General features: G+C 48.6%; 25 protein-coding genes. 14 read left to right on the top strand and 11 right to left on the bottom strand.

The window, feature by feature from the left end; genetic code table 11:
- Positions 1-4: 4 nt before the first annotated feature.
- The 4 genes from terC to ABLU95_RS10590 are packed head-to-tail and all read right to left on the bottom strand — an operon-like array spanning position 5 to position 3285.
- Positions 5-1045: a tellurium resistance membrane protein TerC gene (gene terC / locus ABLU95_RS10605; RefSeq protein WP_044348237.1), complete on the bottom strand. Its 1041-nt coding sequence runs from the start codon at positions 1043-1045 to the stop codon at positions 5-7.
- A gap of 23 nt (positions 1046-1068) precedes the next feature.
- Entirely contained in the window at positions 1069-1524 is a 456-nt protein-coding gene (terB, locus tag ABLU95_RS10600) for a tellurium resistance membrane protein TerB (protein ID WP_224262400.1), read from the bottom strand.
- A 22-nt stretch (positions 1525-1546) separates the two neighbouring features.
- Complete coding sequence (locus ABLU95_RS10595) at positions 1547-2704, bottom strand: TerD family protein (RefSeq protein ID WP_224262398.1); 1158 nt, start codon at positions 2702-2704, stop codon at positions 1547-1549.
- Positions 2701-3285: a TerD family protein gene (locus tag ABLU95_RS10590; protein ID WP_224262396.1), complete on the bottom strand. Its 585-nt coding sequence runs from the start codon at positions 3283-3285 to the stop codon at positions 2701-2703. Before ABLU95_RS10590 ends, ABLU95_RS10595 begins: the two co-directional genes overlap by 4 nt.
- Before the next feature lie 313 nt (positions 3286-3598).
- On the opposite strand from ABLU95_RS10590, the gene ABLU95_RS10585 reads away from it, so the two are divergent.
- The 7 genes from ABLU95_RS10585 to ABLU95_RS10555 are packed head-to-tail and all read left to right on the top strand — an operon-like array spanning position 3599 to position 10324.
- Positions 3599-4657, top strand: a complete 1059-nt coding sequence (locus tag ABLU95_RS10585) for an ATP-grasp domain-containing protein (RefSeq protein ID WP_348879419.1) — start codon at positions 3599-3601, stop codon at positions 4655-4657.
- A gap of 11 nt (positions 4658-4668) precedes the next feature.
- A complete protein-coding gene (locus ABLU95_RS10580) occupies positions 4669-5811 on the top strand; it encodes a phosphoribosyltransferase domain-containing protein (protein WP_348879417.1) in 1143 nt (380 codons plus the stop codon).
- Positions 5804-6577, top strand: coding sequence for a hypothetical protein (locus tag ABLU95_RS10575; protein ID WP_224262137.1), 774 nt, complete (start codon positions 5804-5806; stop codon positions 6575-6577). The genes ABLU95_RS10580 and ABLU95_RS10575 overlap by 8 nt, the downstream gene beginning before the upstream one ends.
- Position 6578: 1 nt before the next feature.
- Positions 6579-7658, top strand: a complete 1080-nt coding sequence (locus ABLU95_RS10570) for a cysteine protease StiP family protein (protein WP_224262138.1) — start codon at positions 6579-6581, stop codon at positions 7656-7658.
- On the top strand, positions 7658-8614 hold the full coding sequence (locus ABLU95_RS10565) for an HpcH/HpaI aldolase/citrate lyase family protein (RefSeq protein ID WP_071359888.1): 957 nt from the start codon (positions 7658-7660) through the stop codon (positions 8612-8614). The genes ABLU95_RS10570 and ABLU95_RS10565 overlap by 1 nt, the downstream gene beginning before the upstream one ends.
- 10 nt (positions 8615-8624) lie before the next feature.
- Complete coding sequence (locus ABLU95_RS10560) at positions 8625-9848, top strand: DUF4236 domain-containing protein (RefSeq protein ID WP_348879415.1); 1224 nt, start codon at positions 8625-8627, stop codon at positions 9846-9848.
- 2 nt (positions 9849-9850) lie between these two features.
- Positions 9851-10324: a ribbon-helix-helix protein, CopG family gene (locus ABLU95_RS10555; protein ID WP_071359890.1), complete on the top strand. Its 474-nt coding sequence runs from the start codon at positions 9851-9853 to the stop codon at positions 10322-10324.
- Positions 10325-10481: 157 nt separating this feature from the next.
- On the opposite strand, the gene ABLU95_RS10550 is transcribed toward ABLU95_RS10555, so the two are convergent.
- Positions 10482-11033: a helix-turn-helix transcriptional regulator gene (locus ABLU95_RS10550; protein ID WP_348879413.1), complete on the bottom strand. Its 552-nt coding sequence runs from the start codon at positions 11031-11033 to the stop codon at positions 10482-10484.
- A 349-nt stretch (positions 11034-11382) separates the two neighbouring features.
- On the opposite strand from ABLU95_RS10550, the gene ABLU95_RS10545 reads away from it, so the two are divergent.
- From ABLU95_RS10545 to ABLU95_RS10520, 6 genes are all read left to right on the top strand, one after another.
- Entirely contained in the window at positions 11383-12021 is a 639-nt protein-coding gene (locus tag ABLU95_RS10545) for a VWA domain-containing protein (RefSeq protein WP_348879411.1), read from the top strand.
- Positions 12022-12045: 24 nt separating this feature from the next.
- Complete coding sequence (locus tag ABLU95_RS10540; protein ID WP_348879409.1) at positions 12046-12687, top strand: TerD family protein; 642 nt, start codon at positions 12046-12048, stop codon at positions 12685-12687.
- Entirely contained in the window at positions 12688-13326 is a 639-nt protein-coding gene (locus ABLU95_RS10535) for a VWA domain-containing protein (RefSeq protein ID WP_088168638.1), read from the top strand.
- Between the two features lie 94 nt (positions 13327-13420).
- Entirely contained in the window at positions 13421-14461 is a 1041-nt protein-coding gene (locus ABLU95_RS10530; protein ID WP_348879408.1) for a TerY-C metal binding domain-containing protein, read from the top strand.
- Positions 14461-16194 (top strand): PP2C family serine/threonine-protein phosphatase, encoded by a 1734-nt coding sequence (locus tag ABLU95_RS10525; RefSeq protein ID WP_348879407.1) that lies wholly within the window; start codon positions 14461-14463, stop codon positions 16192-16194. Before ABLU95_RS10530 ends, ABLU95_RS10525 begins: the two co-directional genes overlap by 1 nt.
- A 27-nt stretch (positions 16195-16221) precedes the next feature.
- Positions 16222-17721, top strand: coding sequence for a lipopolysaccharide kinase InaA family protein (locus ABLU95_RS10520; protein WP_348879405.1), 1500 nt, complete (start codon positions 16222-16224; stop codon positions 17719-17721).
- Between the two features lie 142 nt (positions 17722-17863).
- Here ABLU95_RS10520 and ABLU95_RS10515 read toward each other — a convergent pair whose 3' ends face one another.
- From ABLU95_RS10515 to ABLU95_RS10490, 6 genes are all read right to left on the bottom strand, one after another.
- A complete protein-coding gene (locus ABLU95_RS10515) occupies positions 17864-18622 on the bottom strand; it encodes a DUF2971 domain-containing protein (RefSeq protein WP_348879404.1) in 759 nt (252 codons plus the stop codon).
- A gap of 19 nt (positions 18623-18641) precedes the next feature.
- Positions 18642-19637 carry a hypothetical protein gene (locus tag ABLU95_RS10510; RefSeq protein WP_348879402.1) on the bottom strand — a complete coding sequence of 332 codons (996 nt, stop codon included), beginning with the start codon at positions 19635-19637 and terminating at the stop codon, positions 18642-18644.
- Between the two features lie 262 nt (positions 19638-19899).
- Complete coding sequence (locus ABLU95_RS10505) at positions 19900-20817, bottom strand: hypothetical protein (protein WP_348879401.1); 918 nt, start codon at positions 20815-20817, stop codon at positions 19900-19902.
- Between the two features lie 169 nt (positions 20818-20986).
- Positions 20987-21262, bottom strand: coding sequence for a hypothetical protein (locus tag ABLU95_RS10500; RefSeq protein WP_348879400.1), 276 nt, complete (start codon positions 21260-21262; stop codon positions 20987-20989).
- Positions 21263-21519: 257 nt separating this feature from the next.
- On the bottom strand, positions 21520-22059 hold the full coding sequence (locus tag ABLU95_RS10495) for a type II toxin-antitoxin system RelB/DinJ family antitoxin (RefSeq protein WP_237374846.1): 540 nt from the start codon (positions 22057-22059) through the stop codon (positions 21520-21522).
- Positions 22060-22203: 144 nt separating this feature from the next.
- Entirely contained in the window at positions 22204-22545 is a 342-nt protein-coding gene (locus tag ABLU95_RS10490; RefSeq protein ID WP_154975140.1) for a hypothetical protein, read from the bottom strand.
- Between the two features lie 520 nt (positions 22546-23065).
- Here ABLU95_RS10490 and ABLU95_RS10485 point away from each other — a divergent pair.
- Complete coding sequence (locus ABLU95_RS10485; RefSeq protein ID WP_348879398.1) at positions 23066-23740, top strand: hypothetical protein; 675 nt, start codon at positions 23066-23068, stop codon at positions 23738-23740.
- Positions 23741-23947: the final 207 nt, after the last annotated feature.

The raw sequence follows: 23947 nt of genomic DNA, 5'->3' as shown, positions 1-23947 counted from the left end.
GAAATCAGCTCTCTTTGTTTTCTGCTTCCGGTTTTTCCGGGAAGATGACGCTGGCAAGAATCCCCAGTGCCAGCACACCTAATACAACATACAAACTGGTGGTCGCGGACAGACTGTAGCCATGATGCCAGATATGATCTGAGGCATTGAGTCCCAGCTTAATCGCGATAAAGAACAGCAGGACGATAACGGCCTTTTCCAGCTGAGACAGATACTGCTTCAGGGCTTCCAGGACAAAATACAGGGTACGAAGGCCAAGGATAGCAAACATCATCGCGCTGTAGACAATCAGAGGTTCACGGCTGACCGCAATGATTGCCGGGACGGAGTCGAAGGCAAACATGACGTCAGAGAGTTCCACAACCGCCACGCACAGCATAAGCGGCGTCGCATATAAGGCCGCTTTTTTTACCCGACCCACAGTGACATCGTTGTTTTCGGGCTTAGCCAGCTCTGCATCCACCTCTTTTTGCGTTAACAGGAACGCATGCCCGGACAATTTCGGCCAGATGGGGAAGAAGCGTTTGACCAGACGATAGGCGAGGTGCTGGGAATAATCCTCAATTTCATCACCGTCATCACCACTTTTCAGCATCATAACGGCAGTCCAGGCGACAACCACAGCAAAGACCAGTTCTACGTAAGGTCCAAGGCTGAGGAGTCCGGTACCAATGGCAACGAAGATCCCCCTGAAGACAATGGCTCCAATGATCCCCCAGTACAGCACACGGTGACGATAACGGTCAGGCACTGAGAACCATGAGAAGATAGCCATCATGACGAAAAGGTTATCAACTGACAGCACTTTTTCCAGGGCATAACCTGTAACAAACAGGCTGGCAACTTCTGCACCGTGATGAACATAGAGGAAACCGGCAAATGCCATCGCAACGATAACCCAGAAAACGGACCATAAGGCCGCGCTCTTAAGGGAAATTGGCTTGTCATGCCGGTGCATGAACAGGTCAATAAAGATGGCACCGACTGACAGCGCAATAAAAACAATCACTGTTTCAGTCGGGAAACCGATGTGTGTTGAAACCATAATGTACCCTTAACGGATGTTTATCAGAGGCCGAATTCAGCCGGGTCGAAGCCAAGAGCACGTGCAATTTCGCGAACGGCATTTTGTTCATCTGCGTCAAAGTTACCGTCACTCTTGGCAACCGCAATCCCGACACGCAGAGCCAGTTGCGCCGCTTCTGGCTGGTCTTTCAGGGCGAGGATATACTTCATGGTCTCCCCTTTGCCGATTTCCAGATCAAAGTCGAAGCTGGTCACCAGTTTGTTGAAAAACTCGATAACCTCAGTCGTTTCGAAGACTTTCAGTTCTTCTGACGCCCGCAGAAATCCAATCATCTTCTGTTTTTCTTCTGCGCTGACGCCGTCGCTGGCAACCGCGATACGGGCGCATACAGCAACAGTACCCTGCATAAATTTCTTGTTTTTGTAACGGCCAACCTGGCGGGTCAGCTCATCACGCCCTGAGGTCAGCGCCCCTTTTACTTTGTCGAAAAAACTCATTTTCACATCCTCATCAATTCGGTTATTTGGAACCTTTAGACCAACGAAACCCCCAGCCAAAAGCCCGGTCCATATCCTCCTGGCCCCTGAAGAACTGATTGATACGTTCTACCCGGATGGACCCGTTGTCATTCACCAGACGGGCGATGGCACACATCGTGCGCTTGTTATCCCCTTCGGTCAGCCGCGTTTCAATAGGTGGCTGATCCGGGACATGGAGCGTCACAACACCATCTGTTTTATCCCAGCTGGGGACACCCTGATAAATAAAGGCGTAAATCAGTACCTGACTGATTTCCTTCCACTCCCGACCATTAATATGCATCCATTCGCCATCCGAGGCCTCCCCGGTACGATCATCGCCCTGCAGCTGAACAAAAGGTTCGTGATGATAGTTGCCAAAGGCATTGCCAAGAGCCTGGACCACGGATTTGTAACCGCCCTGAAGCTCCACGAACGCCCCCAAATCAAGATCGATCGCTTTGTTAGAGCCGAACATCCCACCCAGTAAACCACCGGAGTTGCTTCCGCGATGCCAGTTAAGGTTGATGCGGATCTCACCAAAGTTATCCTTCTTGGCAAGACTGATAGCCGGTTTTTCTTTGGTTAACGACACCTTACTCAGGCTCACTTTATTTGGAGCTGGGGGCGGTGTGGTCGGCGGTTGTGTGGACGGTGGAGGTTCATCAGAGACATTGACGCCAAAGTGTTCAGCCAGTGGCTTGAGCCCACCATTAAACCCCTGGGCAATAAACCGGAACTTCCATTCAGCGTTACGCCGATAGAATTCACCGAGGATAAGAGCAGCTTCCTGCCGTCCGGTCAGTTCGACCTGCCCGCTTATCAGTTGAGAAGCACCACTTTCAACCAGGATAGAAAGATTATTCAGAGCCGAGACGGTGTGGCTGCCGTCACAGGTCACCGTAAAAGCGACTTTCTGTACCTCTGATTTGAGGCGGCTAAGGTCAACGATAAAAGCGCTGTTATTTCCCTCGGCATGAAAACTGACAGAGTTATCGTCGTTGCGGGGCTGTCCGTAGAAGACCATATCGGTGTCTCCCTGCACTTTTCCATCGGCGAACAGACGGAAAGCTGAGGCATCGACAGAGCCACCGGAGAGGATCCGCACGCGGAGTTCCTGAGCGGGAACGGGGGCATTTCCCCCTGGTGTCAGGTTCATGAGCTAACAACCGTACTGACAATGTCCGCGTGCATATCATCAATTGTACGGCCAGTACTGGCTTTACCATGGGCAGTAAAGTCCCAGTTGCCGTTATTGCGTCGCAGTGAGGCGATAATGATCCCTGTATGTGAACCCTGTTCGGTGAGTTTGTATCGGGCCAGTTCTTTATTGGTCTGGTCTACTACGCGGCAGAAGGCGTTATCCACATCGTTGAAGGTCTGTCCACGGAAACTGTTGACCGTAAAAGCCAGGTATTCAACTTTTGCAGGCAATTTGCTGAGATAGACGTTGATGACTTCATCGTCACCATCACCGTCACCCGTCAGGTTATCGCCGGTATGCACCACTGAGCCGCAGGTCGATTTCAGTTTACGAAACCAGATTGTGTCAATTTTATTACCGGCACTGTCCAACAGAACGCAACCGGCGTCCAGATCGATAGAATCATTGCCGCCAAATAGGCCCCCGAAAATCCCTTTCTTCTTTAGCGGATCCCATCCAAGACCAAACTGAAGTTGACTGAGAGCAGTAGATTGTTTGCTGAGTGATACCGTCTGGTTTTTACTTAAAGAAACCATATTCATTCCTTAAAAGGTATTGACTAAGACAATGGGTATTTAATAGTTAATTTGGTACAATGAAAATCATATCATGACAAAGTTCTCTCGCAAGGTAAAAAATGGTAGGTTTTCGATATTTACCTTTCATTACATTGCCATCAAGGCATTAAATGGTGGATAACGCGTTGTATATATTGAATTATATATAAGTTTTCGCCATTTCAAAAACAGCCAGTGTTTATCATATTATGATTGACATGAAGCAGGCGGGTTCATAGACTCATTAATCAGAAATACACTCCCTTTCGTCTTCAGGAAAATACAATAAAAGATGAAAATGAAAATTTGGTTTATGGAAGGTTTGTCATCCCAGCGAGACATTATTCTCGCTGTTAAATCTTTTGCAGAAAAAAATAAAACAGACATTGAGGTTATTTCTTCTCACCGTAATGAAAGAAATGAAATTCTCTCTGTTTCAGATCTCTCATTAATCGAACCTAAAAATGAAGATGACCGTCTTTCTTTCATTCACTCCGTCACGATGAACCATGGCATTAATGCGATTCATACCGGGCGAAACTGTAAATGGTTTGAAAGTCAGCGAGATGTCATTCAATCCCCGTCCGTGAGTCTGACAACAGGCGCGACCGGGACTGAATGGTTCGAGCTCGCTGACGAAAAAGTTACTTTTTCGGAGTTCATGGCAAAAAAAGGTCTCCCGGTTGTACCATCTGTTCGGGTCACCTCTCTCGACGAACTTCGCAATTTGCTGAGTCACTCGCCGTTTCCTTCTGATTGTCTCTGCATTAAGCCCGTGACCGGCATTTATGGCATGGGATTCTGGCGTTTTGATGACAATGTTTCCCCTGTTGCATTTCTGAATAATCCCGACAGCCGTGTTATCCGCCCGTCACAGTATCTGTCTGCACATGCCGAAATGGAGACCTTTACACCTCAGGTGCTGATGCCTTATTTACCCGGGCCAGAATATTCCGTGGATATGGTGGTAAGTCAAGGGACGGTCCTGGCCGCTATCGGGCGGCGTAAGGAAGGCGTGCTTCAGTATCTGGAGAATGAAGGGGAAGCGATTGAACTTGCCATCGACTGCGCCCGCTTAATGAACGCAGACGGCCTGGTCAATGTTCAGACCCGCCATAATGCCGAAGGCAAACCACTGTTGCTGGAAATTAACATGCGACCATCAGGTGGTATCGGTTATACGCAGCACAGTGGCGTGAATCTGCCGGGTCTGTATGCCTTCCATACACTGGGGTTGATGGATGAGGATCAGATCAGGCAGTCAGCGAAAACTGATTTTTCGCCTGCAGTCGTCCGCTCTGTCACCGACGTCATTCGCTACCCGGCATTATTGACCAACAGAATCGATTAATGGAGATAAATATGTCAGTAATGGATGGATGTTCCGTTTATCAAAAGACATTATCTTGTGGTCGGATTGAGGTAAGCAGCGAGGTGACCGATTATCCTCTTACTGATCTCTTTGATATCGCCGAACGGCGGAATCCTAAACGCGCATTTCTGTTTGTCAGTAAAGTGCTGGGTCGCCATATTCCTGTCTCGCCTCAGGTCATGCGCAATGTTTACACACAGCTGGCGGAGCAGTTCCTTGGGACACTGGACGGGCCTGTGGTCTTTATCGGGATGGCCGAGACGGCTGTCGGCCTTGGGGCGGGAGTGTTTGATGAGGTGCGTAAGCATCACCCTGATTGTGTCTATCTGACATCAACACGCCATCCGGTCGATGGCGAACTGCTGTGCGAGTTTAAAGAAGAGCACAGTCATGCCACTGACCACCTGATCTACTGTCCCTCCACACCGGATATGCGGCGCACAGTGGCAGAAGCTCAGACGCTGGTGCTGGTGGATGATGAAGCCACGACGGGAAAAACGTTTCTCAATCTTCTGGCCTCATTACGTGCATCGGGTGCACTCCGGCAGGTACGACGGGTTATTGCTGTCACGCTGACTGACTGGAGCGGAGAAGCCCTCAGTCAGAACAGCCCCCTGCCTGTTCACGCTGTATCGCTCATCTCAGGCAACTGGCGCTGGACACCCGAACCGGATGCCCCGCTGCCCGTCATGCCCCCGGTTAATGTGACCTCCAGGGGGAACATCCCGATCACCGGCAAACAATCCTGGGGGCGACTCGGGATGCAGAGACCGGCCAGTGACCTGGGCCTTAAGGTGAAGGTTTCGCACGGGGAAAACATTCTGGTGCTGGGCACCGGCGAATTCGTCTGGGAACCGTTCCTGCTGGCTGAACGTCTGGGATCGGCGGGCGCTCAGGTCCTTTACAGTTCCACTACCCGATCACCGATTTCAACCGGCTTTGCAATCCAGTCCGCCATTGCTTTCAGCGATAATTACGGCCTGGGTATCCCGAATTTTGTCTATAACGTCGCCCACCAGCGGTTTGACCGCATCCTGCTTTGCACAGAAACTCCGGCGTCGAGCGTGGACCCCCGCCTGCTTGAGGCGCTTTCCGCCGTCGCTCCTGCCGTAGAGGTGATTACCTATGAATAAGCCCGTCGTATTCAGCGACCTCGATGACACCCTGTTCCAGACCCGCCGAAAAATGGTGGATGAACTTGCCCTTGAACCCTTCCGGACCGGCGCACTGGATCGCAGTCTCACGCCTCGCAGCTTTATGACCGAAGAGCAGGCCATGCTGGTGGACTGGTTGCTGGAGCATGCGGACCTCATTCCGGTGACGGCCAGAGGAACGGAAGAAATCAGCCGGGTGCAGATCCCCTTCCGTTCCTGGGCCGTAACCACTCATGGCGCGGTGATCCTTCGTCCTGATGGTACGCCAGACAGCGACTGGAAAGCCCATATGCTGGAGAGCCTGTCCTCCTACGCCGACCGCTTAACGTCAATGCAACATATCATCACCGAACTCATGGATGCACGGGGCATCAATGCCTGGGCACGGCTCAACTACGAATATGATGGTACGCCGGTGTATCTGGTCATGAAGCACTGCGACAGCACGAAGCTTGATGAACTGAACGCTATCGGGGATGAGATCGAGCGCGTCTTTTCGACCGAAGGGTTTTACATCCACCGCAACAGCAACAACATTGCCTGGTTACCCTGCCCGGTAGAAAAAGGACTGGCCGTTTCCTGGTTGCTGGAAAAACTCCGTCAGGAGCGCGGGGTTTTCCCGGTGATGGGGCTGGGTGACAGCCTGAGCGACCATCGGTTCATGAAACTGTGCAGCTGGTTTGGTCTCCCACGCCAGAGTCAGTTTGCCGAGGCCATTTCACATCGTATTTTTGGAGAGCATTAAGATGTCTCATTTTGCCCCGTTTTCTGGTTCTTATAAACCGGACGATGTTCAGTTTTTGCTGAAACCCATTGCCATGGAGATGACGCCGGTTGACCTGAAGGAAGAACTGATTCAGTCAGGAAAAATGCATTATTCTGACATGTTAAGCCAGGAGCCAGAGCCTACCCGCTGGCACCTGGATCTTTTCACCCGTGCGCTTGACTCGGGAGCAGCACGTCTGGCACGGGAGGTCTCTCAGCTTGCCCGTGAACTGGCCTTACGCGTCGGTGATGATCCCGTGGTTCTGGTCAGTCTGGTCAGAGCCGGTGTCCCCCTTGGCGTGATGCTCCATCAGGCACTACGGGCAATGGGAAAACGGTCTTACCATTACGGGATCAGCATTATCCGCGATCGGGGTATTGACGTTGCAGCACTCGACTACATCGAATTACACCATGGCACAAAGGGGATTGTGTTTGTCGACGGCTGGACGGGAAAAGGAGCCATTACCGGCGAATTGTCGCGCACACTGAAGGACCGTCCCGGTTATCCGGAGCAGCCGCGCCTGGTTGTGCTGGCTGACCCCTGCGGATGTGCCTGGCTTGCCGCCAGTGACGATGACTGGTTGATCCCGTTCGGTATCATGGGCGCGCCTGTCTCGGGTCTTATTTCGCGATCTGTCTGGGCCGAAGAAGGCCTGCATGGCTGTGTGGTCTGCGATCACCTTCAGTCTTTTGAATGCAGTCAGATACTGGTGGATACGGTAGCGCATTTCCGCGAACAGTTTGACGGGAGAAACCTTCCCGCTTCTGGCTGGGACGCCGGGCACAATGCCGCACGCTGGCAGCTGAGCAGAAAAGTCATCAGTGGGCTGGCCTCACGCTATGAAGTGGACAGTATTAACCGGATTAAACCGGGCATTGCTGAGGCGACACGGGCAGTGCTGCGCCGTGTGCCCGATCATGTGTTTGTCCGGCAGATGGGTGACCCGGATGTCGCTCTTCTGGTTGGCCTAGCAAAAGAGAAAGGTATCACGGTGACGGAAGCCGGGGATGCTCTCGGCCAGTATCGTGCGGTTACCATCATCAAAAAGGTACGCTGATGAAAAAACAATTTACCCCATGGGATCTCGGTGCAACGCTGTACATGCCAGCGACCCGTAGTGATCTTGTCGAAGTGGTGCTGGACGGGAAAATACCCGGCCTGCGGTCTCTGGTGGTCTGCCTGGAAGATGCCGTCAGCGAACATGATGTTCCTCTTGCACTTCAGAATCTCTCTCTGTTTTTGCAAAGGCTGAATGACGCGAAATCACCCCATGGAGACGACGAATGGCCGTTGGTCTTTATTCGCCCGCGTCATCCGGACATGGGCCGATGGCTGACCGCAAACAGGGATCTGAGTGTCGTTGATGGTTTTGTCCTGCCGAAGTTTACCCGTTCCACCCTGCCGGTGTGGTGGGACATCATGGCCGAAACCGGGTTGACTATGATGCCGACGCTTGAAACCGAAGAAGTCTATGACGTTCTGAAGATGCAGGCACTGGCCTCTGAACTGTCGGACCATGCCTGCAGGGAGCGTATCATCGCACTGCGCATCGGAGGAAACGACCTGATGAACGTGGTCTCTCTACGGCGTCCACGGGATCTGACTCTTTATGACACACCAATGGGTTATGTCATTAAAATGCTTGTCTCGGTATTTGCCCCGCGTGATTTTGCGCTGACGGCCCCGGTATGCGAACACATTGATGACAACGGGATTATGGCGCGTGAACTGGCGATGGATATCGCTCACGGGCTGGTGGGAAAAACGGCGATTCACCCGGATCAGATCAGTGTGATTGAGGGGGCGCTGAAAGTCTCTCCTGGGGAACATTCTGACGCACTGCGAATTCTGAACTCCACGCAGGCGGTCTTTAAATCACAGGGAGCGATGTGCGAACCGGCGACACACCGGCGGTGGGCGCATGGGATCCTGGCCCGGGGCCAGGTATACGGACTGACGACAGGACAGAAAACGGACGGGATGAGGCTGATCCCGTTCTCTCAGCAGCAATAAGGGGCAGAGCATGGGATTCAGATTCAGGAAGTCGATAAGCATTATTCCCGGCGTCAGGATAAACCTGAGCAATGGAGCCCCCAGCCTGAGTGTTGGACCCCGGGGGGCGTCACTGTCTTTTGGGAAGCGCGGGACCTATGCCAATCTGGGGTTGCCGGGCACTGGACTGAGTTATCGGACCCGAATTGACCGGACAGTACGGGAGCGTCAGAACAGCAGAGCTCAGGCTAATCCGGGACTGAGGGAAGAGCTGGAGCAGGAAGTGGAAAGGCTGATGTCCGCTATAACGGCCATTTCCAATATTCATGAGCTTTCCCCTTCACCCGTGGACGGGAACACATGGGCATCGCTCGAATCACATTATCTTGAGCTCCACCAGAGGACGTTCACCCTGCCCGCGCCCGTTCGTCCTGCCAAACCTGAATACAGCCCTTTCCCATCCGCACCAGATGAACGTTGCGGTCGTGGTTTTCTGGGGGGATGGTTCGAAACCGATGCGGCTCGCACCGAACGACAGAATGAGAACCAGCGACAGTGGCAACAGGAAGTGGCCGACGTTGAACGCGAAAACACACTGCTTAAACAACGGTATGAGAAACAACGTGTCGCCTGGGCTGAGCAGTATGCAAACTGGCAGTTTGAAGCTCAGGAACATGAAAAAAACTCTTCTCTCACTGCTGGCGTTGCACGCGAGCAGTTCCGATCGGATGCCCGTTTCTTTGAAGACTGCCTGGCAGAGGTGCTCTCACAAACGGAATGGCCGCGTGAAACGCTTGTGACTTTTGAAGTCAGGCCTGACGAATCAATGGTCTGGCTTGATGTTGATTTACCTGAGATTGAGGATATGCCTGATAAGGTATATGTCGTCAATGCAAAGGGAACGGATATCACTGAAAAAACGATGACACAGAAAGCGGTCCGGGAGAGTTATGCAAGACACGTCCACGGTTGCCTGATGCGATTAGCTGCCATCGTATTTCAGACGCTTCCGTTTGAACACGCCGTGCTTTCCGGCTTTACTCAGCGGATCAGCAAACAAACGGGTTACCTTGAAGATGAGTACATTCTTTCCTGCAGGATAGACCGCCATCATATGGAAAAAATAAACTACACGAACCTTAAAGACGTGGACCCTATCGCGGTGCTGAGTGTTCAGGCGTTGGTCCGAAAAATGAGCGCAACTTTCCTGTTTCAGGCTATTGACCCTATTATGATAACTGCAGGCACCAGCTGACTATGCAACTAAATACCCGACAGGAACGAATTTATACTCTGGCGAGCTTACTGGGTACGGGAAAACCCGTTTCTGCGGCAAAAATCATCAGTATTCTTGACTGTTCTGAACCTACCCTCAGTCGTGCGCTGAAGGAGCTTCGGGAGTCCTATGCAGCTGAAATAAAATACAGTAAAGCCGGTCATTCCTATCAATTAGTTAGTCACGGGCAGCTCGATAAAAAAACTTTGCGCCGAATGAATGAAGCACTCACTCAAAACGCTGAACAGAAAGCGCAGGATATTTCGACGAAAGTGGTGCTGGATAAAGATCTGAAGACGACAGTCTCTTTATCCATCCGACGCCGGGTACTCCGGAAAATAGACAAACTGGCCGAACTTACCGGCACGTCCCGAAGTGAGGCGGTAGAGACTCTCGCTGAAATGAAGGTCGAGGACTTTATTAAGGTAGTTCAGTTGAAAAACAAGCCGGAATAACAGCATTCCAGGGGTACCGACAGAAAGGGCCCCTTTTTACTTGTAGGTAAAGTCGCCCACACGTGCCTTACAGTCAGAGATATTCTCCTTCCGTATTTCCCATTTTGCCGTTGGACAAAAGAACGATGGCCGATCACCTATACTGTTTCTACAGGTTTTACCTGGCGGAGCAACTTCCGTAAATCACATTCCGGTGTAGGTAGATGTCTGCTACGGATTTTCCACCCAATTTCTTCAGCACGCGATTTATATGGTCCTGAGAAGACCGCTTTGTGATTGACAATACAGTGGCTATGTCTTCATCTGAACGACCACAAAGAACCAGACGCGCTACCGTAAATTCCCTGTCAGTCAGCCGTACAGTATTTACTGCAGGCAGATTTGCACTGCCAGATATAGTTTTCAACACGGTATAGGTAAAAATATTTAACCGTGTCGTGATGTCGATAAACTGTGTGTCATCATTTCTGACACTCTCTATCGCATGTTGCAGTAAAAAGCAGAAACGCGCACCTGAACGGTAGAGTTTACTCAGAAATTGGACGTTTTCTTCATGGAGAGGACGTTCAATGAAGTAAACATTATCCTTGCATATCACATGGTTGGAGAGGTGGTTCACCGATATTCGCGAAGCAGCTATCTCATGCGTGCAAAGAAGTAACTCAATTCCTGCGTACAGAAACTGGTTGTCCGTAATGACGTAAATCATCCTGTCTATCGCTCCAGGTATCCTACCCACTGCGTCTCTGAATGCTTTTCCGGTCCTAACAGGCAGTTAAGCTGGTAGTAGCGATCAGCAACACTAGCAGGTTAGTCCTAATGTGACTCCAGATAAATCGGCCGATAAGTACATTACCCTGGTAATGGGAAAATTCCTAACAGGAGTGCGGGTTTGCGTAGTCTGAAAAGACCCAACTTTATCTATTTTTTCATATCGTATGGATAGGTAACTATCAGATTTAGAGCTGGTATTTGTGATATAAGGGCCTATAGTCAGAGATAAAAATATCCAGAAGTGCCACTGTTCCCCCCACCTTTTATCGCAAGGAACTTTGATTATGAGAAGACTCCCCGTTTACCTGTTACTTGATACTTCAGGTTCAATGCATGGTGAACCTATTGAGGCGGTTAAAAATGGCGTCCAGACACTACTAACCACGTTGAAGCAGGACCCATATGCTTTAGAAACTGCGTTTGTGTCGGTTATTACTTTCAGTTCCTCAGCACACCAGGCAGTTCCTCTGACGGATCTGCTTAGTTTCAACCTGCCCTCTTTGACCGCGAGCGGAACTACAGCACTGGGCGAAGCCTTATCTCTGATTGCGAATCGAATTGACTCAGAAGTCATGAAAACAACGGCAGATACAAAAGGAGACTGGCGGCCGTTGGTTTTCCTGATGACTGATGGCGCTCCGACAGACGACTGGCGAAAAGGCCTTAATGATTTTAACGCAGCCAGGAAAGGCGTCGTTGTAGCCTGCGCGGCAGGCCATGATGCGGACACCAGTGTACTGAAAGAAATTACAGAAATCGTCCTACAGCTGGATACCGCTGACAGCTCTTCTATCAAAGCGTTCTTCAAATGGGTATCGGCGAGTGTTTCTGTAGGTAGTCAGAAAGTTGAAGCGGGTAAAAAAGAGGTTATCGGTCTCGATGATTTACCTCCTCCACCGCCTGAAGTGAACGTTGTTTTATAAGATACTAATAATAGAGGGGATCCCATGACAGTCAGCTTACGAAAAGGGCAAGGCGTCAGCCTGCGTAAAAATGAATTCGACCTTTCTTCGGTCACTATCGGCCTTGGCTGGGATATTAATGAAGAAAAAAAAGGTCTTCTCGGTGGGCTTTTCGGTAAGAAAGAGGAAGAGTATGACCTTGATGTCATCGCCTTCCTTTGCAACGACACCGGAAAGGTAACTGACCTCGGAAATGTTGAAAACGGCAAACCCACGCTGGTTAATGGCGATATTGTGTTCTTTAACAGTCTTCGCCATAAATCTGGGCAAATCTGGTTGACCGGCGATAACCGGACAGGTGCCGGAGACGGAGACGATGAGCAAATAATTGCAAAACTAAATAGCCTCGATCCGAAGTATGAAAAAATTGTCTTCATTGTTCAAATCTACAACGGCGAAAAATTACAGCAGCACTTCGGCAAAGTACAGAATGCATTTATCCGGGCCGTGGATGGAAGAAATGTCGAAATGGCCCGGTTTGACCTTTCAGGAGGCGCTTCCTTTAATGGTCAGCGATCGATGGTCTTTGCTGAACTCGTTCGTGAACCAACCGGCTGGAAACTGAATGCGATCGGTGAGCCGTCAACCACAGATTCCTTTGTCAGCCATCTGAGGAATTATATCTAAATGCGCAGACTACCTGTTTATCTCCTTATCGACACTTCGGGCTCGATGCGTGGCGAATCAATACATTCAGTGAATGTCGGTGTTCAGGCGATGCTGAGTGCCCTGCGACAGGACCCCTACGCTCTGGAAAGTGTCCATATCTCTATCATTACCTTTGACAATGAAGCCCGGGAATATGTCCCTCTGACAGCTCTGGCTGATTTTCAGTTTGTGGATATTCAGGTGCCCAGTGCGGGAGGGACATTTACGGGAGCTGCACTGGAGTGCCTGATGAGTTGTGTGGACCGGGATATACGCCGGTCTGATGGAGAACAAAAAGGTGACTGGCGACCGCTGGTCTTCCTGATGACTGATGGCACGCCTTCTGACGCGTGGGCTTATGGTGAAGCCGTTAAAGAGGTTCATAACCGTTCATTTGGCTCCATCATAGCCTGTGCTGTTGGTCCTAAAGCCGGGCATGAGCATCTTAAGCAACTGACTGCCAAAGTTGTAGCGCTGGAGACGCTTGATTCGACAGCCTTTTCTGGCTTTTTCAAATGGGTCAGCGCAAGTGTGGCATCAGGAAGTTCGAGCGCGGGGGTAAACGCTTCCTCAGACACGCTTCCCCCTCCTCCACCTGAGATACAGCTGGTCCTTTAAGTTCTTACCGGTATGGCAGGAGGACAACCTGACCATACTTCGTATCAGTCCATCTAAGAAATGGACGTAATTTATGGCGTGATGGGAGTTTCTTATGAGACGGCTTCCCGTATTCTTTGTTCTGGACTGTTCAGAGTCCATGATTGGTGAAAATCTGAAAAGGATGAATGATGGCTTACAGATGATCGTTAACGATCTGCGTAAGGACCCCCATGCACTCGAAACGGCCTGGATTTCGGTTATTGCATTTGCTGGTGTCGCCAGAACTATTGTTCCCCTCCATGATATTGTGTCTTTTTATCCCCCTCGCCTTCCTGTCGGAGGCGGGACAAGCCTTGGGGCTGCGCTACGGGAACTTACGGTACAAATAGATTCTCAGGTGCGTAAAACCAGCCTTGAAGAAAAAGGGGACTGGAAACCCGTGGTTTACCTGCTCACCGATGGACGTCCTACCGATGATATTTCAGGTGAAGTAAAACGCTGGAATGATTATTACGCCAAAAAAGTGAACCTGATAGCGGTAGGTATGGGGAATTCGGTAGACCTTGGTGTGCTTCGCCAACTGACTGAAAACGTTTTATTGTTTACGGAAAGCCAGGACGGAGATTTCACGCGTTTCATACAGTGGATCACTGCTTCCGTCACTGCCCACAGCAGAAGCGTAGGAGAAGATACTCAACCGCCACTGAAACAGACCGACTATATCGTCAAACTCGCCAAAGATGAAATCACCAGAGCTTACGATGATAACTGCGTGGTTCTGACCGGACGTTGCAGCAAAACACGTCGCCCCTATCTCATGAAGTATGAACGGCCACCGGCTAAGGTGTCAGGACTTGCATTTGACCTGAACCTGAACACCTTCAATATTGCAGGCTGCTATCCGATCGATGAAGACTACTTCTCATGGACAGATATGGCCGCATCAGGCGTTCAGGTTAATACCAGTGAACTCCACGGTGTACCTGGATGCCCGCATTGCGGAAACAGTAGCGCTTTCGCGATGTGCAGTTGTGGGAAACTTCTTTGCATCGATGGGCCCGATGATGTTATCTGCCCATGGTGTGAGAAGGGACTGTCCTTTCAGGACGACGGGGGTCATTCCGATTTCAACGTAAGCAGAGGACGCGGCTGATGAGCGAGTTTATAACACCTGAACATAAAATTGTTGCCCTTATTCTGGAGGCATCGGGTGAGCCAGCTGACTTTGAGCGTGTTCTCCGGCTTTGCGACGAAGATGATATTGAACAAGCTGTTCGACAGTTGAGGGAAACGGTCATAAAACGGATTTCATGTAGGAGAGTCTCTGAAGAAGCCGTTCTGACTGATGTGGACAGTTCATCTAAGCTCCTGTCAGATAGTAACTCTCACCCACAAAACACAGGCGAAAATGAAAGCACTTTCCCTGTGACAGACGCAATCCACGCAGATATTGAAACAACCGGAAATGAGGCGCATGAAACGCATAAGGAAATGCCTGATGAAGCCGCTGCCGGGGGAGTTCAGGTAAATATGGAGGAAGATATCGCTGAAACGAAAAATGAGTTGCTACTGACTCCCGACACCGTGCAGCCAAAGGAGCAGGCAACTTCCCGTTCTGCTGAAACAGATGAATATTTTCCTCCCGTCGCAGCCAGTGCTTTAAGGCCCGGAGAGGTGCCTCAGAAAGCAAGTAAGGAGGATTCCTCTTTCCTCAAGAAAACCCCAGAGGTGTCTATTGTGCTGCCAAATGCCCGGGTGGGTGAACGGTTTGACGTTTCTTTGGAGATAGTGACCGATAATGGTGTCCCGGCAGACATTACTGAGATTAATATGCCTCAGGACATTGGACTGATTTTTAATCACAACGAACGACGTCTGCAAGGGACGCCCACTCGCAGCGGAGACTTCGAACTTTCAGTGAAATGGTCCTGCAGCACACATCCTGACAATGACAAAAAGTTACTTTTTGTCGTCAACCCTGACCCAAAAAGTCTCTGGAAAGTGATAGATCCACCTTCGGATGGACCTTTTTACAAGGACAGTATCGCACATCAGGGGGTCTCCCAGTCAGGTATACATATTGCTGGTGCAAGTCGTCGTGGACGTTCCCATGAACATGTGGGCTCCTTCCGCGACGATGATTTCTACCTCAATTTCAGTGAGGTATCTGGCTGGAGTGTATTACTGGTGGCAGATGGCGCGGGTAGTGCTAAATTTTCTCGGGAAGGCTCACGAATCGTTGCAGACACCGTTGGGAATTATCTTTTCAACCAGCTGAAGGGTGAGAAGGGTCATGAAATAAAAGACAAAGTTTTACGCTGGAATAACGATGATCAGCGTATTGTTTGGGATTTCATGAATCACCACTTCAGACAGGCTGCGGTACTGGCCGTAAACAATATCAGCAGTGCTGCAATTATGGCTGAAGACAAAGTGAAGTCATTCTCGACGACTTTACTCGCGACCGTCACTTTTCGCGACGGTGCCGATTTGTTTGCCGCTTCCTTCTGGTTAGGGGATGGTGCCATAGCCGCATATGGTCCAGTTGGGAAAGTCAGAGTCCTGGGCACACCAGATAGCGGGGAGTATGCAGGCCAGACAAGGTTTCTCGATGCGGAGGCTGTCAGTGATACCGGGTTTAGTAAACGCATAAGTATAGGCAAGTGGAGTGATATTTCGCACCTGGTTCTTATGACTGATGGTGTTTCCGATCCCTGGTTTGAAACGGATAATGGGCTTCAGAACCCGGTTAAATGGGACAAGCTAATGACAGAGCTTTCTCCCCATCTCTCAGCCCCTGAAAAGGCGTCCGAACAACTGGTGGGCTGGTTAAACTTCTTCTCTCCCGGCAATCATGATGATCGCACAATCATTGTGCTCTGGTGAACTAAATGGGATCGCAGGTGGCATTTCATGGCAAATATAATTACGTGCAAAACTAAGGATGGTAAAACCATTCAGTACGTCGATGAAGTCATCGGCTCGGGCTCAATGAAAGATGTGTTTTTCTCTCCGGATAAATCTTACGTCGTAGCCTTCTACCATAAACCCCAGAATGAACAGGCCCGGGAACGTATTAATATGATCACCGGGCGGTACCGGCAGAATATTTTTGAACAGACCGGCGGAGACTACTGGAAAGGTCTCTTCTGCTGGCCCACTGATGTTGTTGAGCACGCCGATAAGGTGGGTATTGTCGTACCTGCTTATCAGCAGCATTTCTTCTTCCGATATGGTTCCAAAAACAATGACTTCCTGGGGATAAAGGGACGTGAAAAAGAAGGTAAATGGTTTGCCAGTGCTAACAATCAAAATAAATTTCTCGATCCGCGTGAACGTGGAAATACGCTCAACTACCTGAAAGTCTGTATTATGCTAACGCGTGCTGTGAGGCGAATGCATGCTGCCGGTCTTTGCCATAGCGACCTGAGTTATAAAAATGTGCTGATAGACCCGGAACTGGGCCATGCATGCATTATCGATGTTGATGGGCTGGTGGTACCCGGTAAATATCCCCCTGACGTGGTCGGTACGCCCGATTTCATTGCCCCGGAAGTGGTGAAGACAAGTCACCTCCCCAAAGACGATCCCCACCGGGTGTTACCGAGTATAGCCACTGACCGGCATGCGCTTTCAGTGCTGATTTACATGTATCTGCTTTTCCGGCACCCACTACGTGGAGGGAAAATTCACGACATCAATGATGAAGTCAGGGATGAGGCACTTTCCATGGGAGAACGAGCACTGTTCATCGAACATCCGACTGACAAGAGCAACGCGGTTAAGATCAACCAGGTCTCTTCGTTCTCACTCCCCTGGGCGGACCCTCAGAAAATCCCGTATACCATTATGGGCCCTTATTTGACACCGCTCTTCGAGCGGGCATTTATTGATGGATTGCATGATCCTTCACAGCGCCCTACAGCTGATGAATGGGAAACGGCCCTGGTAAAGACGGTCGATTTAATTCAGCCTTGCCAGAATGATGGTTGTGAACAGAAATGGTACGTTTTCTCCGGTAAGACTAAACCGGCTTGTCCTTATTGTGGCACGCCATACAAAGGTAAGCTTCCTATCCTGAACCTGTATTCATCAAGAAAGGCAGGAACCTTCAGGCCCGACGATCACCGGCTTATGGTGTGGAGCGGCCAGTCGTTGTACACCTGGCATGTGAACCGTCTTATTGCGCCGAATGAACGGACGACAACTGAACAGAAAAAAAGGGTGGGTTATTTCGTGTTCCATAACGGCCAGTGGTGGCTTGTGAATGAGGGAATACACGGACTGATGTCTCTACCTGACCGCAGAACGATAGCAATTGGTGATAAGCTACGTCTGGATGACAACGCTCAGTTTATTCTCTCTCCAGAGGATGGTGGACGTTTAGTAGTGGTTCAACTTTTGAGTAATTAGAACTTGGCTTCTTTGAAGCAGCCCGCTAATTTAGTGGGCTGTATGAATAAACCATTAATCTTAAATTTCTTAAAATACTGTTACACAGTAGGTCACATGTATCCCTTATATCTGACGTTTGAATTTCTTTTGATGTTATTATTCAGCTTATCCTTAGGCGGGGTAAAGTTAATTTATAAAGGTCAGATTGCAAAATTTTACATGTTACACCCATCGCCACTAATTTTGCCTTAAGATTATTGGCCTCAATATCTGATAAACGAGGATCCAGACAAACCTCATCAAATAATTGCATTGGCTCAATGTCTATTTTGTACAAGCCACCATCACCTTTTTTATTATGAATATCATCCACGAGAACCCTTATTTCATTTTCATGAGAAAATGCAGTTCTTTTTGTACACAGCAATTTTGCAAAACTATCATTTTGCCCACCTAATATAATCTCTGAAAACGAGCTTTTTGTTACAAAATTTATGATTTCCTGTTTTTCTTTATAACTTACTTTTCCAATGAAATATTTTAATTTTGCATATTCATCTAAGCTATTATAAACAATATCAAATAATTTCTTTGCTGTAGTCTTTACTCTTATCCCATCTTTATTTGGGCTGTATATTCGCCACATGGCATCTGTATCAATATTTTCAGTCCAGCATTGACCATACCAGTTGCTTTTTAATTCTTCAAGAGAAGCAATGGTACCGTCTCCTAAGTCAACTTCAGTTTTTAGAATGAAGTTTTCATACGGGTCATCCCACATATCAGGTTGAACTAAAACTAACTCCTTATTTGTTATCAACTCCTCGAAATATTTAATGCTGAAAATCCTATAGATAGACATATCCAAGCTATCTATATCAATGATGTTTTTTAAAATACTATCTTCACCGTATGGCATTATTACCCCCTATACAATATTAACAAATGACATTTGGTAATAAATCAATATACTCAGAAGGTAGTGTCTCATCTTCTAATAGTATAAGTTCACCATCAAGAAATTCCAGGTCGAAATATTCTCTATACAATAAAATGTATTCATTGATAGCATAACACAAGTTATTACAGATAATGCTGCAATTCTCCTCCCATAAATTGTGCTCTCGCTGAAGTTTATCATGATTCTCGTAAGGCTCATTAATCTTCCACTCTCGCGAAACTTTATATCCGTTTTTTAATCTTATGGTATATCTAAACTCCATGAAGTGCTTATTTAGAGCTAGAATCCAAGGATACATTGCTTCTATGGTTTCTTTAAATCCTGGGATGTCATACGTTTTGCCATTGCAATAACTGATGATTTTTAACATATCTCTTAGAGTGTCTTCAAGAATAAAATTGCTAGACAAGTTGGTAACAAACAGTCCAGCCATTCTTAATGGTAAATGTTTGATTACATATTTGTGCGCAACCATTTCTTTTTTATATGAAGGTGTGTTGACATTCAGGAATGTTTTTAATTTTGATGCTGGAAGTCCCATTGCAAGATGAAGAAGCATTGCCGAACTGAATACTTCTGCTCGCTCTAATTCATATTCTTTTTTAATTTCATCAAGAGTGACATATATTTCTTTTGGAAATCCCATTTCTTTATCGTTGATAACCGCATAAAACACTTTTAGTTCGCAAGATTCATTCCATGATTTTATTATTTTTCCGATGTCCTCTTTGATTTTTTTTATTGCTGTATTTATTTTGACACGATTCAATTCCTCCGGAGCGTATACTTGATAATATTCACCTCGCTCTGGAATATAACCATCGTTACCGCCATCACCTTTTTTCCCCCAAGGTTTGACCTTCCTGAATTTTTCAGGGTAAGATAACTCCATTACGGTTTCAAATAGTCTTTGATATTCTACACCGTTGCTACGGAGTATTTCTAAACGCATACGTGCCCAAAAATCTGACATATAAAAATTTCCTCGAAAAATAGCAGATCTCTAATGCTTATCTATTCCTTATCATCTTTTATTGGGAAAAACAACCTCAACGCATTAACTACCGAAAGTAAGCTTAAGCGGGTGAAAAGGCCGTAACCATTTTCATCCAGATAATGCGAGGCCATTGCTTACCACCCCTCAATTTAAAGAGGCCCAATTTAGCAATACACCACACAGAGTAAGATAAGCATCTTATGGCATAGATGCCTGCAAGCGATAAGGTGCCGGGCAGCTACGAAACCTTATTTCTAAGCCATCGTGCCAGTCCGGTGTCCAGTATGAGTTCGGCAAGCCTAATGGGGCCAATCATCGTGACTCCTTCAGCACGAAGATCCTCACTCAATGTCCCTCGATGCCAGACAAAGAACATTCGATCATAGCTGTCACTGCTCTGGAACAGTGACAGATACTCATAGAATACAGACTGGTCAGCAACAGACTTCACTTGCACAAATGCCCGTTCGCCGGTGGTGGGCAGTTCAAGCTCAATGTCGACCGTCTTCTGTGTCCTCCCAAGGCTTCCGGTTCTTTTCCATCCGCTGGCGGAAAAAATCAGATCTACCAGCAACTCAAAGTCCTGCCAGGTAAGTAAACTACACAGCCTGGTAATAGCCTTCAGGTACTGAGCTTCAGCAATATCCGCGTCTATGATTTCCTGCGATTGCTGATCGTTAATTTTACGCAGGGCGTAATCGGCCAAACGCACATCGCAGATGGTACCCCGGTAATTCTGTGTAGCGAGTAAAGCACCGCTAAGGACGCTGTGGGAGAGAAGGTTTCCGGCCAGACTATGGCTGTGCCATCCGTTCACAGTGGGGCGGATCCTGCTGCCATCATCCAGTTCTGTGACTTCCCCGGAAGGCTGACACCAATACAATAATCCCTGGCTGAAAGTTATGAACAGCATATCGGGGGTGGCTGTGTAAAATGTCCTTATCTGCCTGACATCACTGGTGGCAGTGGACTGGTTATATTTCCTCTCTTCTAACCAGACTTTATTGACTTCTTCCCACTTTCCCTCAAGACACATCTGATGGGGTGTTTTGTCGTAACCAAACCTAATAATGCCAGATGTCAGGCACTCACGTTCCCATTCGCCTCCCTCTCCCAGCTTGATATATTTAACTGCAGTTGCCCGAACCTTTTCCAAAATACAATCACTCCGTTAAACGAATCTCCAGACTGAATATTGTCTTTGTAGGGGTCGGTTTGGAGATCGGAAATTATTGTTAAGCGCATTATTTAACTACCTTGCCAGCTTGGACGTACAGGAGGTTCTGTCCAGCGCCCATAAAAAAGCCGCTTTCGCGGCGTGTGTCTTATTTTTTCGCGACCAGATGAACACCTTCCGCTTTATCGGCGGCCAGCTGAATAAGCGCATCATACTCTTCAATCACATCATCATGACCATGTACGGACCACTCACAGCTCTGACATTTAATCCCAAACCGCGCCTCTCCGGAGTCGCAGCTCACTACTACAACCTTTGACAGACTCCCACTGGGTTTCACGTTGTACTGAAGCTCGGCGTTCATATCAAACCAGACGGTAATCTCTGCACCGCATTCCGGGCAGCAATATTTTTTCTTAGTCATTCCTGCGTTCCTTTCTTTTAGTCTCAATACCTATAGCTTTTAAATTATCGCCTTAGTGGTATGGCATTTAGGTTATCCGATTGGACAAAATCAACGGAAAACGGCGTATAGCAATAGGGGGTACACACGCGCTGTGCGGATCAGTGGGAGCGAAGCTGCGATTTGACGACAATCAAGGCGCATTTTTTGCCGATCCGACCACAGAACTTCACAACACCAAAAAGCTCCTTTTGGGGGCCGTCGCATCGTCAACGCATTCATTTGAGAAAGTCAAAATCTTCCCGGCGCTGAACTTCCATACCATGATTTTTCTGAATCGCCAGAATTGTCTGGTCGGCGGCGTGTAATTTATCCTGCAATTCCTGGCCTCCCGCTTCCCCGTTATAAAAAGCTGGAGGAGTAGAGAGAATGGCCTCCATAACGTCCATCAATGACGCGACCTCCTCACCGCTCAGGGTGCCGCAGTCATATATCAGATCGTTATGCAGCTTTGAAATATGTCCTGCCATCGTCATTGAGTACGCCATTCCATTTTTCGTTCTGGGTGTTGACGATGTTTCAGTAAGCACACGCCAGTATTCAAACACAGACCGGGCAGTGGTGATTAACCTCCGAGTGTATTCCTCTGAGCTAAAAAGCCGGGAGCTGACCGTAAAGGGGAGTTTTCCGTTTTCAGCAATATACTGATAGAGCAAAGTAATGGCCTGCGTGGGGTTGGTTCCCAGCAGTTTCATTGTTTCATCCGTGCGTTGTTTGAGTTCTTCATCAATGCGAACGCTGATCTGTGACAGTGCCATACACACTTCCCGTGTAGTGAGTTTGCTATACAACATATCACAGTGATATTTGTGTAGCAACTATGCTACACGCTTAGTCCCTATCCTTGGAATTTCAGCACAATCGGAAAAAGAGAAGCGTGGGAATAAGCCGGGTATTCACATTCAGAGAGACGGGATCTCTGAGAATTTATCCATGGTGCGTTTTTTATCGATACGAGTCTGTAGCCACGCCTGAAAATCCGGGCGTGTTTCCGCCATCCTGACGGCTTCTACAGAGAAAACCTTATATTTGCCCTGCTGCTGGGGCACGCCAAGCCAGCGGCGTATGGCGGCGTCTGTCCACAGACGGGAGTTCTTAAGCCTGTAGACCGTGATCCATTTTTCTGACCATGCATCAAATTTCTGGCAACGCAGCTGATACCGTCGCTCTTCTTCCCGTCTTTTCCAGTCGCTGTCTACAGCAAACTTTCGGTGACCAACAAAAATCCCCTGGACTTTGCCCATGTCCGCTCTCCCCCGATATGCAGTCATTATCCAGGGTAACAGTTCAGAGCCGTAACGACCAGCAGCTCCGGGCAGAATAGTCCGGTGGGTACCGGCACCTTACCCCGGAGAGGTGTCTACTGTATGCGACAAGGTGGGTAAACCCGGAGTTGGCCATCTCCATAATTTCTGAATGCCGGCACGACCATCAGTCGATAAAATAGTAAACGTAAGACAACATACCTCAAAGTCTTTGGACCTTTACCGTGCCCGGCCCGCCCCTCGCCGCGCGTGTGAAAAAAAGAGAAAAATGAAAAAAAAGAAAAAAAGAATATGCCGAAAATGTGCACAGTCGTGACTCACGCAGAGCGTGACGCACCGGGGCAAAGGCTTTGCAGGGCTATGAGGTATGTTGTCTTACGTTTGTGTGTTGTTGTCGGTCCCTCCTGTTTTCGGTAATTGTTTAGCCTGACCTCCCGCTTTAACATTCACCGCTGGTGGCCCGCCGTCACGGCGAAATTTCTTACTGAGTGAGGTTTATGTGAGTAACAAAGGAAGAGAGGACAGCGTTACCGATGTTTTTAAATTCCAGGTGCAGGATGCATGCCGCCACTACGGTATGAGTGACCTCATCATCTCGCTGAACGGCAGCGACCGGGATATAAATGCAGATACCCTCTTCGGTGTATGCGACCGGTTCTTTCTGGTCGAGATGAAATCGTATAAACGTAATATCCGTGATGAATCTCTAAAACCGGCTGTATGTCTCCTCTGTAAGGGATTACTCAACAGTCAGGAAATTCGCCAATGGCACAGAGCATGTCACTTCATCATGTGGGGGCGTCTTGTTAAGGATTCGCTTGATACCCGTTTCACCATTTACCAGGACAGTGTTTGTCGGGATTCTGTCCTTCCGGGCTGCCGTGGTCTCGGTTGCACTCCTCCCCCGGAAATTTATACCGGGAAAGAATTAGCACGTAAGGCGGCTCGCGGTGAGGCAGGTCTGTCTAAACCGGACTTTTTCCATTACCTCTACTGGCTGTTAAATGACAGAGAGTCCTATGATTTTATGATCCAAAAGCCTAGTCAACTTGGATTCAATTTGTATGGAACATCAACTGCAAACGGTCATGTAATCAGCAAAACTTTCAAAACTTATGATGACCTTGAAGTATGGGCTGATGATGCATTAAGACGTGTCCTAATCCTGGGTTAATTCTCTGAAGATATTTCGCCGGTGTGATCCACGTTTTTGCTGTCGGCTAAAGTAGATATCTCCTCTGCTGCGGACAGCGCCGGGTTCCCCGCTACCGGCATCGACTACAGTAGACATTTCCCCGACTGCGGCCAGCTGCCGGGGCGTCATCACCGCGTCGACTGCAGTAGACATTTTCCCTGCTGCGGCCAGCTGCAGGAGCGCCGT

The sequence above is a fragment of the Klebsiella sp. GG_Kp146 genome (assembly GCF_040061975.1).
Classification (GTDB): Bacteria; Pseudomonadota; Gammaproteobacteria; order Enterobacterales; family Enterobacteriaceae; genus Klebsiella; species Klebsiella quasipneumoniae.
The sequence above is the reverse complement of the archived record's forward strand: the minus strand, read 5'-3'. Positions and strand labels throughout refer to the sequence as shown.

Excerpts from the sequence above, each read along its gene's own strand:
- terC (WP_044348237.1), bottom strand. The coding sequence starts at position 1,045 with ATGGTTTCAACACACATCGGTTTCCCGACTGAAACAGTGATTGTTTTT.
- terB (WP_224262400.1), bottom strand. The coding sequence starts at position 1,524 with ATGAGTTTTTTCGACAAAGTAAAAGGGGCGCTGACCTCAGGGCGTGAT.
- ABLU95_RS10595 (WP_224262398.1), bottom strand. The coding sequence starts at position 2,704 with ATGAACCTGACACCAGGGGGAAATGCCCCCGTTCCCGCTCAGGAACTC.
- ABLU95_RS10590 (WP_224262396.1), bottom strand. The coding sequence starts at position 3,285 with ATGGTTTCTTTAAGTAAAAACCAGACGGTATCACTCAGCAAACAATCT.
- ABLU95_RS10585 (WP_348879419.1), top strand. The coding sequence starts at position 3,599 with ATGAAAATGAAAATTTGGTTTATGGAAGGTTTGTCATCCCAGCGAGAC.
- ABLU95_RS10580 (WP_348879417.1), top strand. The coding sequence starts at position 4,669 with ATGTCAGTAATGGATGGATGTTCCGTTTATCAAAAGACATTATCTTGT.
- ABLU95_RS10575 (WP_224262137.1), top strand. The coding sequence starts at position 5,804 with ATGAATAAGCCCGTCGTATTCAGCGACCTCGATGACACCCTGTTCCAG.
- ABLU95_RS10570 (WP_224262138.1), top strand. The coding sequence starts at position 6,579 with ATGTCTCATTTTGCCCCGTTTTCTGGTTCTTATAAACCGGACGATGTT.
- ABLU95_RS10565 (WP_071359888.1), top strand. The coding sequence starts at position 7,658 with ATGAAAAAACAATTTACCCCATGGGATCTCGGTGCAACGCTGTACATG.
- ABLU95_RS10560 (WP_348879415.1), top strand. The coding sequence starts at position 8,625 with ATGGGATTCAGATTCAGGAAGTCGATAAGCATTATTCCCGGCGTCAGG.
- ABLU95_RS10555 (WP_071359890.1), top strand. The coding sequence starts at position 9,851 with ATGCAACTAAATACCCGACAGGAACGAATTTATACTCTGGCGAGCTTA.
- ABLU95_RS10550 (WP_348879413.1), bottom strand. The coding sequence starts at position 11,033 with ATGATTTACGTCATTACGGACAACCAGTTTCTGTACGCAGGAATTGAG.
- ABLU95_RS10545 (WP_348879411.1), top strand. The coding sequence starts at position 11,383 with ATGAGAAGACTCCCCGTTTACCTGTTACTTGATACTTCAGGTTCAATG.
- ABLU95_RS10540 (WP_348879409.1), top strand. The coding sequence starts at position 12,046 with ATGACAGTCAGCTTACGAAAAGGGCAAGGCGTCAGCCTGCGTAAAAAT.
- ABLU95_RS10535 (WP_088168638.1), top strand. The coding sequence starts at position 12,688 with ATGCGCAGACTACCTGTTTATCTCCTTATCGACACTTCGGGCTCGATG.
- ABLU95_RS10530 (WP_348879408.1), top strand. The coding sequence starts at position 13,421 with ATGAGACGGCTTCCCGTATTCTTTGTTCTGGACTGTTCAGAGTCCATG.
- ABLU95_RS10525 (WP_348879407.1), top strand. The coding sequence starts at position 14,461 with ATGAGCGAGTTTATAACACCTGAACATAAAATTGTTGCCCTTATTCTG.
- ABLU95_RS10520 (WP_348879405.1), top strand. The coding sequence starts at position 16,222 with ATGGCAAATATAATTACGTGCAAAACTAAGGATGGTAAAACCATTCAG.
- ABLU95_RS10515 (WP_348879404.1), bottom strand. The coding sequence starts at position 18,622 with ATGCCATACGGTGAAGATAGTATTTTAAAAAACATCATTGATATAGAT.
- ABLU95_RS10510 (WP_348879402.1), bottom strand. The coding sequence starts at position 19,637 with ATGTCAGATTTTTGGGCACGTATGCGTTTAGAAATACTCCGTAGCAAC.
- ABLU95_RS10500 (WP_348879400.1), bottom strand. The coding sequence starts at position 21,262 with ATGACTAAGAAAAAATATTGCTGCCCGGAATGCGGTGCAGAGATTACC.
- ABLU95_RS10495 (WP_237374846.1), bottom strand. The coding sequence starts at position 22,059 with ATGGCACTGTCACAGATCAGCGTTCGCATTGATGAAGAACTCAAACAA.
- ABLU95_RS10490 (WP_154975140.1), bottom strand. The coding sequence starts at position 22,545 with ATGGGCAAAGTCCAGGGGATTTTTGTTGGTCACCGAAAGTTTGCTGTA.